Origin of the sequence: Ancylobacter moscoviensis (assembly GCF_007559435.1) — a bacterium.
Lineage (GTDB): Bacteria > Pseudomonadota > Alphaproteobacteria > Rhizobiales > Xanthobacteraceae > Ancylobacter > Ancylobacter moscoviensis.
Window position 1 is genome coordinate 1,288,235 of sequence record NZ_VMBP01000001.1, and the last position, 15,979, is coordinate 1,304,213.

15 protein-coding genes are annotated in these 15,979 nt (G+C 68.1%); 2 read left to right on the forward strand and 13 right to left on the reverse strand.

Annotated features, from left to right (window positions below):
* Positions 1-39: 39 nt before the first annotated feature.
* From FO470_RS05990 to FO470_RS06030, 9 genes are all read right to left on the reverse strand, one after another.
* A complete protein-coding gene (locus FO470_RS05990; protein ID WP_144341955.1) occupies positions 40-1,077 on the reverse strand; it encodes a trans-3-hydroxy-L-proline dehydratase in 1,038 nt (345 codons plus the stop codon).
* A 133-nt stretch (positions 1,078-1,210) separates the two neighbouring features.
* Positions 1,211-2,314, reverse strand: a complete 1,104-nt coding sequence (locus FO470_RS05995; RefSeq protein WP_144341956.1) for a cis-3-hydroxy-L-proline dehydratase — start codon at positions 2,312-2,314, stop codon at positions 1,211-1,213.
* Between the two features lie 111 nt (positions 2,315-2,425).
* Entirely contained in the window at positions 2,426-3,427 is a 1,002-nt protein-coding gene (locus tag FO470_RS06000) for a 4-hydroxyproline epimerase (RefSeq protein WP_144341957.1), read from the reverse strand.
* 12 nt (positions 3,428-3,439) lie between these two features.
* Positions 3,440-4,693 carry an NAD(P)/FAD-dependent oxidoreductase gene (locus tag FO470_RS06005; protein WP_144341958.1) on the reverse strand — a complete coding sequence of 418 codons (1,254 nt, stop codon included), beginning with the start codon at positions 4,691-4,693 and terminating at the stop codon, positions 3,440-3,442.
* Positions 4,694-4,829: 136 nt separating this feature from the next.
* Complete coding sequence (locus tag FO470_RS06010; protein ID WP_144341959.1) at positions 4,830-5,726, reverse strand: dihydrodipicolinate synthase family protein; 897 nt, start codon at positions 5,724-5,726, stop codon at positions 4,830-4,832.
* Between the two features lie 40 nt (positions 5,727-5,766).
* On the reverse strand, positions 5,767-6,492 hold the full coding sequence (locus tag FO470_RS06015) for an amino acid ABC transporter ATP-binding protein (RefSeq protein WP_144341960.1): 726 nt from the start codon (positions 6,490-6,492) through the stop codon (positions 5,767-5,769).
* Positions 6,493-6,500: 8 nt separating this feature from the next.
* Positions 6,501-7,166: an amino acid ABC transporter permease gene (locus FO470_RS06020; RefSeq protein WP_144341961.1), complete on the reverse strand. Its 666-nt coding sequence runs from the start codon at positions 7,164-7,166 to the stop codon at positions 6,501-6,503.
* A gap of 13 nt (positions 7,167-7,179) precedes the next feature.
* Complete coding sequence (locus FO470_RS06025; RefSeq protein ID WP_144341962.1) at positions 7,180-7,842, reverse strand: amino acid ABC transporter permease; 663 nt, start codon at positions 7,840-7,842, stop codon at positions 7,180-7,182.
* A gap of 146 nt (positions 7,843-7,988) precedes the next feature.
* The gene (locus tag FO470_RS06030) at positions 7,989-8,801 is read right to left on the reverse strand and encodes an ABC transporter substrate-binding protein (RefSeq protein WP_144341963.1); all 813 of its coding nucleotides are present in this window, start codon (positions 8,799-8,801) and stop codon (positions 7,989-7,991) included.
* A gap of 299 nt (positions 8,802-9,100) precedes the next feature.
* Between FO470_RS06030 and FO470_RS06035 the strand changes: the two genes are divergently transcribed.
* Together FO470_RS06035 and FO470_RS06040 are read left to right on the forward strand one after the other, a co-directional pair.
* Positions 9,101-9,763 carry a GntR family transcriptional regulator gene (locus tag FO470_RS06035; RefSeq protein ID WP_144341964.1) on the forward strand — a complete coding sequence of 221 codons (663 nt, stop codon included), beginning with the start codon at positions 9,101-9,103 and terminating at the stop codon, positions 9,761-9,763.
* Positions 9,764-9,814: 51 nt separating this feature from the next.
* On the forward strand, positions 9,815-11,053 hold the full coding sequence (locus FO470_RS06040) for a CaiB/BaiF CoA transferase family protein (RefSeq protein ID WP_144341965.1): 1,239 nt from the start codon (positions 9,815-9,817) through the stop codon (positions 11,051-11,053).
* 98 nt (positions 11,054-11,151) lie between these two features.
* Here the strand turns inward: FO470_RS06040 and FO470_RS06045 are convergent, their stop codons facing one another.
* The 4 genes from FO470_RS06045 to FO470_RS06060 are packed head-to-tail and all read right to left on the reverse strand — an operon-like array spanning position 11,152 to position 15,738.
* Entirely contained in the window at positions 11,152-11,799 is a 648-nt protein-coding gene (locus tag FO470_RS06045; protein WP_144341966.1) for an NUDIX domain-containing protein, read from the reverse strand.
* A 14-nt stretch (positions 11,800-11,813) separates the two neighbouring features.
* Positions 11,814-13,448, reverse strand: a complete 1,635-nt coding sequence (locus FO470_RS06050) for an ABC transporter ATP-binding protein (protein WP_144341967.1) — start codon at positions 13,446-13,448, stop codon at positions 11,814-11,816.
* Complete coding sequence (locus FO470_RS06055) at positions 13,445-14,629, reverse strand: ABC transporter permease (RefSeq protein WP_144341968.1); 1,185 nt, start codon at positions 14,627-14,629, stop codon at positions 13,445-13,447. Before FO470_RS06055 ends, FO470_RS06050 begins: the two co-directional genes overlap by 4 nt.
* Before the next feature lie 2 nt (positions 14,630-14,631).
* Complete coding sequence (locus FO470_RS06060) at positions 14,632-15,738, reverse strand: microcin C ABC transporter permease YejB (protein ID WP_144341969.1); 1,107 nt, start codon at positions 15,736-15,738, stop codon at positions 14,632-14,634.
* Positions 15,739-15,979 lie beyond the last annotated feature (241 nt).

Sequence of the window (15,979 nt, forward strand, 5' to 3'; positions counted from 1 at the left end):
GAGAGGCGCCCGTCGGGCGCCTCTTTCATGTGGGAGGTCTCAATCCTGCTTCCACACCGGCCAGGTGTCGGAGAGTCGGTAGCCGGTCGGCCAGGGATCCTCCGGGTCGAGCATGAGCTGGGCGGTGTGCGTCACCCAGGCGCGGCCCATGATGGAGGGGAAGATCGCCGGGCGGCCGCCGACCGTGGTCTCGCCCTCGATCCGGCACTCGAAGCGGGAATCGATGATGGAACGGCCGATGAAGGTCTCGCCCACCTTCAGCCGGCTCTTGGCGTGCAGCACCGCCATGCGCGCCGAACAGCCGGTGCCGGTGGGCGAACGGTCGATCTTGCCGGGGCGGATGGCGACCGCGTTGGCGCCCGACTTCACGCCGTTCTCCTCGATCACCGGCGCGGCGAACTGGCAGAAGGAAATGTGGTTCCAGTCGGCATTCTCGGGGTGCAGGAAGCCGAGCTGGCGGTTGGCCGCCTTGACGATCTTCATGCCGGTCTCGGCAAGGTCCTTCGCCTCGTCCGGGCGGATGGAAAAGCCGAGCGCATGGGCGTCGACGATGCAGAAGCTGTCGCCGCCATAGGCGGTGTCGACGGTCAGCGTGCCGAGGCCCTCCACTTCCAGCTTGGCGTCGAGCTTGTCGGCGAAGGAGGGGTGGTTGCGCACCTTGATGCGTTCGGCCTTGCCGTTCCGGCAATAGGCGGTGGCCTCGATCAGCCCGCCCGGGGCCTCCAGCACCATATGCGTCTCGGGCTCGACCATCGGCACGATGCCGGTGTCGAGCAGCACGGTGGAGACGCAGATGGAGTTGGAGCCGGACATGGGCGGGGTGTCCTCCGGCTCCATGATGATCCAGGCGGCGACGGCGCGCGGGTCCTTCGGCGGCACCAGTAGGTTCACATGACGGAAGACGCCCCCGCGCGGCTCCTGAAGGACGAAGTTGCGCAGCGTGTTGTCGCTCGCGATGAAGCGCGACTGCGCCCACACCGTCTCGCCCGGGGGCGGGGCGACCCCACCGACGATGACGTCGCCGACCTCGCCCTCGGCGTGGCAGCCGACGACATGGATGACCTTGGATGAGCGCATGGGGGCCTCCGGTGGGTTCTATCCGCCGTCTGGTCGTCATGGCCGGGCTTGACCCGACCATCCACGTCTTCTGCTGCGGAGGAAGAAAGGCGTGGATCCCCGGGCCAAGCCCGGGGATGACGTCGTTAGGTGTTCAGCCGATCACCACCACCGGGTTACCCAGCACGTCGAAGATCGGCTCGATGCCCAGCCCCGGCGCGTCCGAGGCGGTCATGAAGCCGTTGACGCGCTTGGGCGCGCCCGTGGCGATGTCCACCGTGCCGTAGCTGTTGAAGTCGGTCGCCGAGAAGGCGAACTCCTCCGGCGTCGAGCGGGCGAGATGGGCGATGGTGGCGGTGACGATGTCGCCGCCCCACGTGTCCTCGATGGTCATCGGCGTGCCGGAGGCGACGCAGATGTCGCGCATCAGCCGCGCCTTGGTCAGACCGCCGACCTTGGAGATCTTCAGGTTGATGATGTCCATCGCGTCGTCGGCCAGCGCGCGCTGGAGGCTCGCCACGCCGTCGATCACCTCGTCGAGGACGAAGGGGCGCGCGGTGCGCCGGCGCACCGAGACGCATTCCTCATAGGTGGGGCAGGGCTGCTCGATATAGACGTCGAGATCGGCGACGCTGGCGGCGATGCGCGCGGCTTCCGCCCGCGTCCAGCCCGTATTGGCGTCGGCGACAAGGATGTCACCTGCGTCCAGAATGTTGCGGGTGGCGCGGATGCGGTCGATGTCCTGATCTGCGTCGCCGCCGACCTTGAGCTGGAACTTGGTGTAGCCCTCGGCCTTATAGCCGGCGATCTTCTTCGCCATCACCTCGGGCGCCTCCTGCGAGATGGCGCGGTAGAGAGCGACCTTCTCCTGTGCGGCGCCGCCGAGCAGCTTGTAGACCGGCAGGCCCGAGACCTTGCCGAGGATGTCCCAGCAGGCGATGTCGATCGGCGCTTTCACGTAAGGATGGCCGCGCAGCACCGAATCCATGTGGCGGTTGAGGACGTTGAGGTCGGTCGGGTCGAGGCCGATGACCTTGGGGCCGATTTCCTCGAGGCCCGCGCGCACGCCATGCGCATAGGCGGGCAGATAGGCCGAGCCGAGCGGGCAGCATTCGGCATAGCCGGTGATGCCGGCATCGGTCTCCACCGCGACGACGGTGGAATCGAACACCTCGATGAAATTGCCGTTCGACCAGTTGTAGCGGCCTTCCCTGAGCGGCAGGCCGACCTTCCACGCCTTGATGCCGGTGATCTTCATGTGCGTCACATCCGTTGTCTCGACGTCATCCCGGGCTCGTCCCGGGGGTGACGTCTTTCGAGGCCAATTCGTGGATGGCCGGAACAAGTCCGGCCATGACGAAAGAAGGATTCACACCACCACGAAGCCGTGCGCGAAGGGGTCGCGGTCGTCGATGAAGATGGTGTTGTAGCCGGTCATGCGCGCCCAGCCGCCGATGGAGGGGATGATCGCGTCGCGATCTCCCACCTTCACCGCCGCTTCGACGCGGCCCTTGAACAGCGAGCCGATGATGCTCTCGTGCACGAAGTCGTCGCCGACCTTGAGCTTGCCGAGGGCGGCGAGCTGCGCCATGCGCGAGGAGGTGCCGGTGCCGCAGGGCGAGCGGTCGATGGCCTTGTCGCCGTAGAACACGGCGTTGCGCGCATGCGCCTCCGGGTGCTGCGCCACGCCCGTCCAGAGGATGTGCGACAGGCCGCGGATTTCCGGTTTCTCCGGATGCACGAACTCGTATTTCGCGTTCAGCGCCTTGCGCAGCGCCGGGCTCATACCGACCAGTTCGCCGGCGGTGAAGTCCGCCATGTCGCGGAACCGCTCCTGCGGCTCGACGATGGCGTAGAAATTGCCGCCATAGGCGACGTCCACCGTCACCTCGCCGAGGCCCGGGCATTCGGCGGTGAGGCCGCGCGCATAGAGGAAGGCGGGCACGTTGGTGATGCGCACCTCCTCCACATACTGGCCTTCCTGCCGGTACTCGGCCTTCACCACGCCGGCCGGCGTGTCGAGCATCAGCACGCCCGGCGTCTTCGGCGTCACGAGCCCGTGCTCGATGGCCATGGTCACCGTGCCGATGGTGCCGTGGCCGCACATGGGCAGGCAGCCGGAGGTCTCGATGAACAGGATGGCGACGTCGCAGTCCGGCCGGGTCGGCGGATAGAGGATCGAGCCCGACATCATGTCGTGGCCGCGCGGCTCGAACATGAGGCCGGTGCGGATCCAGTCGTACTCTTTGAGGAAATGGGCGCGCTTCTCGATCATGTTCGCGCCCTGGAGGTTCGGCCCGCCGCCGGCCACCAGCCGCACGGGGTTGCCGCAGGTGTGGCCGTCTATGCAGAAGAAGCTGTGTCGCGCCATGGGATGAACTCGTCAGAAGCGGTCGGGGCGGAAGGGATCGAGCGGAATGGAGGGCGTGCGGCCGGCCGCGAGGTCGGCCACCAGCCGGCCGGTGGCGGCGCTCTGGGTCAGGCCGAGATGGCCGTGGCCGAAAGCGTAGAACACGCGGGGGGAGGCGCTGGAGGTGCCGATGACCGGCAGCGAATCCGGCAGCGAGGGACGGTAGCCCATCCACTGCTCGCCGCCCTCTGTCCGCAGCCCCGGCAGGAAGGCGGCGGCCTTGGTCAGCATGGCCTCGGAGCGCTTGAAGTTCGGCGGCAGCTTGAGCCCGCCGAGCTCCACCGCGCCGCCGACGCGGATGCCGGTGGAGAGCGGCGTGACGACGAAGCCGTGGCCGCCGAAGGTGAGCTGGCGGTTGAGCGCGAAGGCGCCGGGCGGCAGCGTGGTGTTGTAGCCGCGCTCGGTCTCCAGCGGGATGGCGTCGCCGAGAGCGGCGGCGAGCGGGCGCGACCAGGCGCCGCCGGCCAGGACGACACGGTCGGCCTCCAGCGTCTCGCCGCCAGCAAGGCGCAGGCGCACGCCGCCCTCACACGGCTCGATGGCGGCGACCTCGCCATGGGTCAGCGCCGCGCCGCGCGCCATCACCGCGCGGAACAGAGCGAGGGCGAAATGATAGGGATCGTCCACCGTCTGCCAGTGCGGGGTGAAGGTGCCGGCGACGAAGCGGGGCGACAGGCCGGGCTGCAGCTCGGCGAGCCGCGCGCCGCGCACATGCTCGAAGACGATGCCTTCGCGGGCGCGCGCGTCCCAGCCGGGCTGGGAGGCGGCGAGTTCGGCCTCGCTCTCATAGAGCTGGAGATTGCCGTCGCGGCGCACATGGCCGCCGAGGTCGGCCTCCGCGACCATCGCCTCCATGGCGCGGGCCGCGAGGCGCATCAGGTTGCCCTGGGCCTCGATGGAGTGGCGGTAGCGGTCGGGCAGGCTGGCGCGCCAGAAGCGCAGGAGCCAGGGCGCGATGCGCGGCAGGTAGGAGGGCGGGATGGCGAGCGGCCCGAGCGGGTCGAGCAGCCATTTCGGCGCCTTGCGCAGGATGCCGGGCGAGGCCAGCGGCAGGATGTCGGTGAAGGCGAAGGCTCCGGCATTGCCGAAGCTGGCGCCTTCCGCCACGCCGCCCCGCTCGACGAGCCGGACGCGGTGGCCCCCGGTGGCGAGATGGACGGCGGTGGCGAGCCCGACGATGCCCGCGCCGATGACGACGGTTTCATCCCGGGCGATCTGGTCGGTCATGTTGTCCTGCTCAGGCGGGAAGGCAGCCCTTGCGGGCGGGATCGCGGCCGGTCGCCTGTCGGTTGAAGGGGCGGCCTGTCATGCGTGTCTCCGGAGCCGTGGCTCCGGAGACGGGGGTGTCGGCAAAGAGATCGGCTCACGCCGCCTTGGCGAGGGCCGGGCGGGTGGCGAGGGCCTCGCGCACGATCGTCTCGACCTTGGCGCGCTGCTCGCCTTCCAGCGGCAGGCGGGGCGCGCGCACGCGCTCGGTGGTGCCGGTGACCAGCGCCTCGACCAGCTTCAGGTTCTGGACGAGGTAGGTCGACACGTCGAGGTCGAGCAGCGGGCGGAACCAGCGGTAGATCGCCAGCGCCTCATCGTAGCGCTTGGCCTTCATCAGCTGGTAGATCGCGACCGTCTCGTGCGGGAAGGCGACCACGAGGCCGGCGACCCAGCCGACCGCGCCGACCGCCAGCGCCTCATAGGCGAGGTTGTCGACGCCGGTGAACACGTCGTAGCGGTCGCCCAGCGCGTTGACGATCTCGATCGCGCGGCGGATGTCGTCCGAGGACTCCTTGATCGCGACGAAGCGCTTGTCCTTGGCGAGCTCGGCCATGATCTCGACCGTCACGTCGACCCGGTAGGCGATGCGGTTGGAATAGATCATCACCGGCAGGTCGGCGGCCTCGGCGACGGCGCTCAGCGTCGCCACCGTCTCCTTCGGGTTGGTGTGGTAGACGAGGCTCGGCACCACCATCAGCCCGTCGGCGCCGGTCTGCGCGGCGCGTTTGGCGAGCGCGGCGCTGTCGCGGGTGGCGGCGTCGGCGATGGTCATCAGCACCGGCTTCTTGCCGGCGACGGCCTTGGCGGTCTTCAGGACGGCGAGGCGCTCGTCATGCGAGAGCATCGGACCTTCGCCCAGCGAGCCGTTGACGATGATGCCATCGACGCCGGCCTCGATCTGGAAGGCGAAGCAGCGCTCCATCTCCTTGTGATCGAGGGTGTCGTCCTCGTTGAACTTGGCGGTAACGGCGGGAAAGACGCCCTGCCACATGGGAAATGCTCCTTCGGTCTCTCGAAAAATCGATCGGGTATCACAGAACGGATTTGAGGAACGCCACGGTTTCCGGCTGCTGTGGATTGCCGATCACCTGGGCGGGCGGGCCGATCTCGTGGATCCGGCCCTTGTGGAAGAAGGCCACGCGGTTCGACACCTCGCGGGCGAAGGCGATCTCGTGGGTGACGCAGATCATGGTCATGCCCTCGGCGGAGAGCAGGCGCATGGTGTCGAGCACTTCGCCCACGAGCTGAGGGTCCAGAGCGGACGTCACCTCGTCGAAAAGCATGTAGTCTGGCGACATGGCAAGCGCGCGGGCGATGGCCATGCGCTGCTGCTGGCCGCCGGACAGGCGGGAGGGGTAGACGTTCAGCTTCTCGGCGAGGCCGACATGGCTGAGCTTCTCGACCGCGATGGCCTCGGCCTCGGCCTTCGACTTGCCGAGCACCTTGCGCGGGGCGAGCATCACGTTCTCCAGCACCGTCAGATGGGGGAAGGCGTTCCACTGCTGGAAGACGATGCCGATCTTGCGGCGGAGCTTGTTGAGGTCGGTGCCGCGGGCGTGCACGTCGGTGCCGTCCACGAGGATGCGGCCAGAATTGATCGGCTCCAGCCCGTTGATGCACATCAGCAGGGTCGACTTGCCCGAGCCGGAGCCTCCGATGACGGAGACCACCTCGCCCTTCTCGACGGTCATGGTGACGCCCTTGACCACTTCGAGAGAGCCGAAGGATTTGTGAACGTCCTGAATCTCGATCGACATGGTCTTTCTCAGTCGTTTTCGCGCCAGCGCTTCTCCAGCCGCGCCCCGAGGCGGGCGATGGGGAAGCTCATCAGGAAATAGATCAGGCCGGCGATGGAGAGCACGAAGAGCGGCTCCTGGATACGGGTGACGATCACCTGCGAGGAGCGCAGCAATTCGACGACGCCGATCCACCAGACCATGGCGGTGTCCTTCATCACGCCGAGGGTGAGGCCGATCCAGCTCGGCAGCGCCACCCGCAGCGCGATGGGGAAGACGATCTCAGTCAGGTCCTGCCGGTAGCTCAGTCCCAGCGAGCGGGCGGCGCGGCGCGTCGTCGCCGGTACGGCGAGGAAGCCCGAGCGCACGATCTCCGTGCAGTAGGCCGACATGTACAGCGCCAGCACCACGCAGCCCACCGTGAACGGGCTCCAGTGGATGCCCACGATGGTCTTGAAGGAATTGGCGAGCACCAGCTGGATCAGCAGCGGGATCGACCGGAACACGTCGAGCACCGCGCCGAGCGGAGCGTTGACCCACCAGGGCGCGACCGCGCGGACGACGCCGAAGGCGACGCCGAGCAGCGTACCGCCAAGGACCGCCCAGCCGGTGAGCGCGAGGGTGACGCCCGCGCCCTTCAGCATGAACCAGAGGTCGTTGAGCGAGAAGGTCGTCTCGAAGAGGGAGGAGAACATCGCGGCGCCTCCCTCAGTAGCGGAACAGGCGCCACGCCATGAGGCGGGCGGAGACGGTGACGAGCTTGGCGAGCAGGTAGTAGATGACCGCCGCCAGGGCGAAATATTCGAAGGTGCGGAACGAGCGCACGTTGAGTTCCTGCGTCACGCCGGTGAGATCGTTGTTGAGGCCGACGATGACGCCGAGCGAGGTCATCAGGATGGCCCAGACCATCTGGTTGGTGAGCGGATAGAACACGATACGGAACATCTGCGGCAGCACGATCAGGCGGAAGGCCTGCACCTGTCCCATGCCGAGCGAGCGGGCGGCGCGGACCTGGGTCTGCGGCACGGCGCGCAGGCCGCCGCGGAAGGTCTCGGCGAGGTAGCCGGCATTGTTGAAGGTGATGCCGGCCAGCAGCGCGACGAAGCTGTCGAGATGGATGCCGAGCGAGCCGAGGCCGAAATAGGCCATGTAGATCTGGAACAGCGAGGGCGTGTTGCGCGCCAGCTCCACCCAGGTCGCGGCGAGGGCGCGCAGCGAGCGGTAGGAAGAGCCGCTCGCCACCGCCAGCAGCACCGCGAAGAACACGCCGAGCAGCATGGAGAGCACGGCGATCTCCAGCGTCACCAGCGCGCCCGCCAGCATCTCCGGCAGGGCCCTGAACGCGGGCAGCCAATGAAAGGTGTAGTTCATCGCTTTCGCTTGCTCAGCGTGACCCGAGGCCGCCACCCGCACGCCCGGCCCGATGCCGGGCATGCGCGGTCGCGATCATGAGGAGGCCGGTGCGTGGCCGGGGACAAGCCCGGCCGCGACGTCCGGCGACGGGAGCGTCTGCCGGCTCAGCGATAGACGCCGGGCACGGTCAGGTCCGGCGCGGTGCCGAGCCCGACCCACTTGTCGTAGAGCTCCTTGTAGCGGCCGGTGCGCACCTGCTGGTTGACGAACAGGTTCAGGTAGTTGAGCAGGCCCTGCTCGTTGCGCAGCGCGATCAGCGCGACGTAGTCGATGTCGTAGGGCGCGTCGCCGCCCATCATCAGGCCCTTGTACTTGCCTTCCTTCACGATCGCAGCGGCGACGGTGGAGGTGACGACGGTGGCGTCGATCTGGCCCTGGGCAAGGGCGAGGAACACGTCGGCCTGGGTCTGGTAGCCGCGGAAGGAGCCGGTGCCCCACGTCTTCACGTCCTTCTCAAGCGCGATGGCCTCGAAGGTGCCGGAGACCGAGCCGGTCTTCTTGCCCTTGAGGTCGGCGTAATCCTTGATGCCGAGGCCGTCCTTGGTCAGCACGACCATCTTGAAGGCGAAGTAGGGGATGGTGAAGCCGGCGGTCTTGGCGCGCTCCAGCGTGTCGGAGGTGGAGGCGACGCCGACGTCGACGCGGCCGGAGACGAGAGCGGGAATGCGGTCGGGGAACGGGGTCTCGACGATCTCGGCCTTCACGCCCAGCACCTTGGCGAGGTCGTTGCAGTAGTCGACGTCGAAGCCGATCGGCTCGTTGTTGGCATCGCGCGACCCCATGGGCGGGAAGTCGAGCACCACCGCGCAGCGCAGCGTGCCGGAAGCAATGATGTCGTCGAGCTTGTCCGCCTGCGCGGGCATGGCGGCGGCGAGCGTCAGCGCCGCGGCCGCCAGAATGCCGATTCCCTTAGCCATTACGGCTCTCCTCTGAAGGACATGTGTTTGCTGTTAGTGGCCGTCGGCGCCGCTGTTTCAGGTGCCGGCCGGCGACGGGAAAGAGCTTCCAATTTTTGGATCCAAGTTGCAATATCCTTTTTGCAGTATCTGTGCGAAATTCTTCGGCATGCCTGCCGCCTGTGCTGCGCGCACTGGCGTTGCGGGCGCCGAGACGGCAGGGTGCTACGCCATTAGTCGATGCCGAATCGGTGCGAGCCGGTCGGCGGGTCAGCCGGAAGGGGAGTGCGGTGAAGGTTAGGGCAACGGACATCGCGCAGATGGCGTCCGCCTCCGACGTCATCTTCGACGCGCTGCGCGAGGCGATCGCCAAGGGCGACATTTCCGAAGGCCAGACCCTGCGGCAGGACCACATTGCCCGCATGTTCAACGTGAGCCGCATCCCGGTGCGCGAGGCGCTGACCCGGCTGGAAGAGCAGGGGCTGGTCTCGACCCAGCGCTATCGCGGCGCGGTGGTCACTACCCTGTCCACCGAGGAGATCCGCGAGATCTTCGAGTTCCGTGCGCTGCTGGAGCCGGAAGTGCTGCGCTATTCGGTGGAGCGCATCACCGAGGAGGGACTGGAGAACGCCAAGCGCTTCGCCAACGCCTTCTCGACGGAGAGCGATTCCTCGCACTGGGGCGAATTGAACCGGCGCTTCCACTACAGCCTCTACGAACCCTCCGGGCGGCCCTATTACCTCCAGACCATCAGCGCCGCGCTCGACCGCGTGGACCGCTACCTGCGTGCCCAGCTCGTGCTGACCGACGGCATGGCGCGCGCCCGGCGCGAGCATCAGGGCATTCTGGAGGCCTGCATCCGGCGCGACGCCGACGAGGCGGCGCGGCTCACCCGCGAGCACATTCTCGGCGCCAGCGTCTCGCTGATCGGCTTCCTCGAGCGCACCCGCGCGGAGAATGAGGCCGACAAGACGCGCGCGTGATATGCCGGCCCTTCACGAACCGGACGCGTCCACGAACCGGGCAGGCCCGCCATGACCGATGACCGAACGAGCCCTTCCCCCGCGCAGGCGCTGGCCGGGATACGGGTGCTGGACCTCTCCCGCGTGCTCGCCGGCCCCTGGGCGACCCAGATGCTGGGCGACCTCGGCGCCGACATCATCAAGATCGAGAAGCCCGGCGCCGGCGACGATACGCGCGGCTGGGGGCCGCCCTGGCTGGCGGACGGCGAGGGGCGGGAGACGCGCGAGAGCGCCTATTTCCTCGCCGCCAACCGCAACAAGCGCTCCGTGACCATCGACATGGCCAAGCCCGAGGGGCAGGCGCTGATCCGCCGGCTGGCGCAGACCAGCGACGTGCTGGTGGAGAACTTCAAGGTCGGCGGGCTGAAGCGCTACGGGCTCGACCATGACAGCCTCGCCGCGCTGAACCCGCGCCTCGTCTACTGCTCGATCACCGGTTTCGGGCAGGACGGGCCGGAGGCGGGCCGGGCCGGCTACGACTTCATGATCCAGGGCATGTCCGGCCTGATGTCGGTGACCGGCAGCCCGGAGAGCGAGCCGCAGAAGATCGGCGTGGCGCTGGTCGACGTGCTCACCGGCCTGCACGCCGCCATCGCGGTGCTGGCGGCGCTCCAGCAGCGGCAGCGGACCGGGCGGGGCCAATATGTCGACCTCGCCCTGTTCGACGTCGCCATGGCGAGCCTCGCCAATCAGGCGCTGAACTTCCTCGTCGGCGGCACGGCGCCGCGCCGGCTGGGCAACGCCCATCCCAACATCGTGCCCTATCAGGCGTTCGAGACGGCGGACGGCCATCTCATCCTCGCGGTCGGCAACGACGCGCAGTTCGCCCGCTTCTGCCGGATCGCCGATCTGCCGGAGGTGGCGGGGGATGCGCGCTTCCTCGCCAATGCCGGCCGGGTCGCCCATCGCGAGGTGCTGATCCCGCTGGTGGCGGCCGCCCTGAGGCGCCAGACCACGGGCGAATGGCTGGCCATGCTGGATACGGCGGGCATCCCGGCGGGGCCGATCAACACCATCGCGCAGGCCTTCGCCGAGCCGCAGGCGCTCGCGCGCGGGCTGGCGCTGAACCTTCCCCATGTGCTGGGCGGGGTGGCTCCCGGCGTACGCAGCCCGCTGCGGCTGAGCGATTCCCCGCTCGACGCACCGCTGGCGCCGCCGACGCTCGGCCAGCACACGGATGCGGTCCTGGCGCAGGTGCTCGGCCTGTCCGCCGAAGAGCGCGCCCGGCTGCGGAGCGCGGGCGTTCTCTAGAGCGTTTCATGGCTTAGCGTAAGCACTGAAACGTTCTAGACCTTTGAGTTGTCGTGTTTTCTTCACGCGAACCGGTGCCCGCTTCGCTCGAAAATGCTCTAGCGGCCGGCGGCGACGAACGCCTCGATCCGCGCCCGGTTCAGCGCGAACCATTGCAGGGCGATCAGCACGAAGCCATTGGCGAAGGGGTAGGGGAAGGGTGCGGCGAGGCTCGCCAGCGCGTCCTCCACCGGCACCAGGAACGGATGCGTCAGCTCGGTCTCGCCCGGCTCGCCGGCGACGGCGGGGACCTGCGTGGAATCGACGAGGCCGACATAGATGGTGGCGTATTCGTCGGTGACGCCCGGCGTCGGCAGGAAGCGCACCGCCGGCAGGAGCGCGCGCGGGGCGACGCCGATCTCCTCGCGGCATTCGCGGCGCGCGGCGGCCTCGGTTTCCTCGCCGGGATCGACGAGGCCGGCGGCGATCTCGATCAGCTCGCCGACCCCTGTCGCCAGCTGCGCGCCGAGGCGGAACTGGCGGATCAGCACGAAGCAGGCGGCGTCGGGATCATAGGCGAGGACGCCGACCACCGGGCCGACCCGAAGGATGTCGCGCCGCTGGCGCAGCGGCGTGCCGCGCGCGCCGTCCAGCGTCGCCACCATGCGGTGATAGGGACGGAAGCCGGCGCCCACCTCTTCGGGCGGCGTCAGGGCGACGTCGATGGAGCGGTCGGCGAGCACGCCGATTTTCGCTCGTTCTGTCATGGGGAGACCTGCCTCTAGGCGCCGTTGCCTGCCACGGCTGCCGTCTCCATGTTGAAGGCGGCGGCGAACAGCGCCCGCGTATAGTCGGTCTGCGGCGCGGCGAATAGTTCGGCGGCCGGGCCTTCCTCCACCACCACGCCGCCCTTCATCACCATCACCCGCGAGGCGAGCGCGGCGACGACGCGCAGGTCGTGGCTGATGAACAGATAGGTGAGGCTGCGCTTGTTCTGCAGGTCGCGCAACAGGTCGACGATCTGGGCCTGGACGATCATGTCCAGCGCACTGGTCGGCTCGTCCAGCACCACGAAGGAAGGCTCCAGCACGATGGCGCGGGCGATAGCCACGCGCTGGCGCTGGCCGCCGGAGAATTCGTGGGGGTAGCGATGCCGGCTCTCCGGCTCCAGCCCGACATCCTGCAGCGCCGCGATCACGCGCGCATCGCGCTCCTCGGCGGAGAGCCTGGGCTGATGCACCCTCAGCCCCTCGCCGACGATGTCGGCGATCGACATGCGGGGCGAGAGCGAGCCGAACGGATCCTGGAAGACCACCTGCATCTCGCGCCGATGGCTGCGCATCTGCTTGAAGCCGAGCGTGTCGATCGGCTTGCCCATGAAGACGATGGGGCCGTCGCTGGAGATGAGACGCAGCAGGGCGAGGCCGAGCGTAGTCTTGCCGGAGCCGCTCTCGCCGACGACGCCCAGCGTCTCGCCGCGCCGGATCTCCACCGAGATGCCGTCCACCGCCTTGATGTGGCCGACCGTCTTGCGCATCACGCCGGCCTTGATCGGGAACCAGACCTTGAGATTCTTCGCCTCCAGCACCACCGGCGCCTCCGGGTGCGGCGGGGCGGGGTTGCCGCGCGGCTGGGCGGCGATAAGCGCGCGCGTATAGGGATGGGTCGGGTTGGCGAAGATGTCCGCCACCGGCCCCGCCTCGACGATGCGGCCGTGGTTCATCACGCAGACATGGTCGGCGATCTTGCGCACGATGCCGAGGTCGTGGGTGATGAACAGCATCGCCATGCCGAGCCGGCGCTGGAGGTCCTTCAGCAGCTTGAGGATCTGCGCCTGCACGGTGACGTCGAGCGCGGTGGTCGGCTCGTCGGCGATCAGCAGTTGCGGCTCGTTGGCGAGCGCCATGGCGATCATCACGCGCTGGCGCTGGCCGCCGGAGAGCTGGTGCGGGTAGGAGCCGAGCCGCGTCTCCGGCTCGGGGATGCCGACCTCGGTGAGCAGCTCGATCACCCGCGTCCGCGCCGCAGCCCCGCGCATGCCGCGGTGCAGGAACAGGATCTCGGCGATCTGCTGCTCCACCGTGTGCAGCGGATTGAGCGAGGTCATCGGCTCCTGGAACACCATGGTGATGTCGTTGCCGCGCACTTGCCGGATGTCCTGTTCCGGCATGGCGAGCAGGTCCGCGCCCTTGAACAGGATGCGCCCCGAGGGGTGGCTGGCGGCGGGATATTGCAGGAGCTTGAGGATGGAGAGGGCGGTCACCGACTTGCCGGAGCCGCTCTCGCCGACCAGCGCGACCGTCTCGCCGCGCCGGAGGTCGAACGACACGTGGTCCACCGCGAGCGTGGTCCGGGCCCCCTGCGTGAAGGCGACCGACAGGTCGTGGACGGAGAGAAGGGGCTGCGTCTTGCTCATTGGAAGGTCTTCCTCGGGTCGAAGGCGTCGCGCACGGCTTCGCCGATGAAGATGAGCAGGCTCAGCATGAAGGCCACCGTGAAGAAGCCGGTCAGGCCGAGCCACGGGGCCTGCACGTTCGCCTTGCCCTGCGCCAGCAACTCGCCGAGCGAGGGTGAGCCGGGCGGCAGGCCGAAGCCGAGGAAGTCGAGCGCGGTGAGCGTCATCACCGAGGAGGAAACGATGAAGGGCAGCATGGTGAGCGTCGCCACCATCGCGTTGGGCAGCATGTGCCGCCACATGATGACGCCGTTCGACACGCCCAGCGCCCGCGCCGCCTGCACATATTCGAAGTTGCGCGCGCGCAGGAATTCCGCACGCACCAGCCCGACCAGCGACACCCAGGAGAACAGCAGCAGGATGCCGAGCAGCACCCAGAAGCCGGGCGCCAGGATGGAGGAGATGATGAGCAGCAGATACAGCGCCGGGATCGAGGTCCAGATCTCGATGAAGCGCTGGAAAATGAGGTCGGTCCAGCCGCCGAAATAGCCCTGCACCGCGCCCGCCGCCACGCCGACGATGGAGGAGATGACGGTCAGCACGAGGCCGAACAGCACCGAGAGGCGGAAGCCGTAGATGAGGCGGGCGAGCACGTCGCGGCCCTGATCGTCCGTGCCGAGCCAGTTCCATTCCAGCGCGTCGCAGCCGCCGGTGCGGCCGAGCTTGGCGACCACCGGCGCGCACTGCGCCTCGGTCAGCATCCAGGTCGGCGGGGAGGGGGCGGGGGTCGGCAGGTCGAGATTATGAGTGGAGTAGGAGTAGCGGATCGGCGGCCAGATCATCCAGCCACCGCTCGAAGCGATCAGCTTCTGGAGGTAGGGATCGCGGTAGTCCGCTTCCGTCTCGAAGTCGCCGCCGAAAGTCGTCTCGGGATAGGAGACGAGGCCGGGGAAATAGTAGCCGCCGTCATATTCCACCAGGAAGGGCTTGTCGTTGGCGATGAACTCGGCGCCGAGGCTCAGCACGAACAGGACCGAGAAGATCCAGAAGCTCCACCAGCCGCGCCGGTTGCGGCGGAAATTGGCGAGGCGGCGCTGGTTGAGCGGCGACAGGCGCGAGCGGCGCGCGGTCTCCGGAGCCGGCGCGGCGGCCGGGGTGCCGGTGGGCGCGGCCGGGGGCAGGGTGGTATTCGCGGCGTCCATGCTCAGACGTCCCGCGTCTCGAAGTCGATGCGCGGATCGACCCAGGTGTAGGTGAGGTCGGAGATGAGGTTCACCACCAGCCCGACGAGGGAGAAGATGTAGAGATTGGCGAACACCACGGGGTAGTCGCGGTTGAGCACGCTCTCGAAGCCGAGCAGGCCGAGCCCGTCGAGCGAGAAGATGGTCTCGATCAGCAGCGAGCCGGAGAAGAAGGCGGCGACGAAGGCGCCGGGGAAGCCGGCGATGATGATCAGCATGGCGTTGCGGAAGACGTGGCGGTAGAGCACCGCCCGCTCCGACAGCCCCTTCATCCGCGCGGTGACGACGTATTGCTTGCGGATCTCGTCGAGGAAGGAGTTCTTGGTCAGCAGCGCCATGGTGGCGAAGGCGCCGAGCACCATGGAGGTGATCGGCAGCGCGAGATGCCAGAAATAATCGAGGATCTTCGCGCCCAGCGAGAGCTGGTCCCAATTGTCGGAGGTGAGCCCGCGCAACGGGAACCAGGAGAAGAACGACCCGCCGGCGAACAGGATGATCAAGAGGATGGCGAAGAGGAAGCTCGGTATGGCGTAGCCGACGATGATCACCGCCGAGGTCCACACGTCGAAGCGCGAGCCGTCGCGCACGGCCTTGGCGATGCCGAGCGGGATGGAGATGGCGTAGGTGATCAGCGTCATCCAAAGGCCGAGCGAGATCGAGACCGGCATCTTCTCCTTGATGAGATCGATCACCGAGATGTCGCGGAAATAGGAGCGCCCGAAGTCGAAGCGGGCATAGTTCCAGATCATCAGGGCGAAGCGCTCATAGGCGGGCTTGTCGAAGCCGAACTGCTTCTCCAGCTCCTTGATGAAGGCGGGGTCGAGACCCTGTGCGCCGCGATATTTCGACGAGACCGGATCGCCCGTCGGCGCGCCCTGCGACATGCCGCCGAAATCACCGCCGCCGCCGGAGATGCGCGCCGTGGCGGAGGAGCCCTCGCCGGTCAGTTCGGCGATCACCCGTTCGACCGGGCCACCGGGCGCGAACTGCACCACCACGAAGGAAACCAGCATGATGCCGATGACGGTCGGCACCATCAACGCGAGGCGTCGGACGATATAGGCGAGCATGCGATCGAGGTTCCTTCGCCGGGCGTCACCGGACTGTTGCGCACAGGGTGGAGGGCGGGCGCTACCGCGTCAACTTAACGTCCGTTCATGCGGGGTTGTTCGGAGAAAGCCGTCATCCCGGCCGCAGAACTCCCTCTCCCCGTCGGGGAGAGGGGTGAGGTGAGGGGCCTTCGACGCTCCGCAGCCTTGTCGCCTTTCACCGACCCGCTTCGCGGGCCACTTCTCCCCGGTGGGGAGAGGG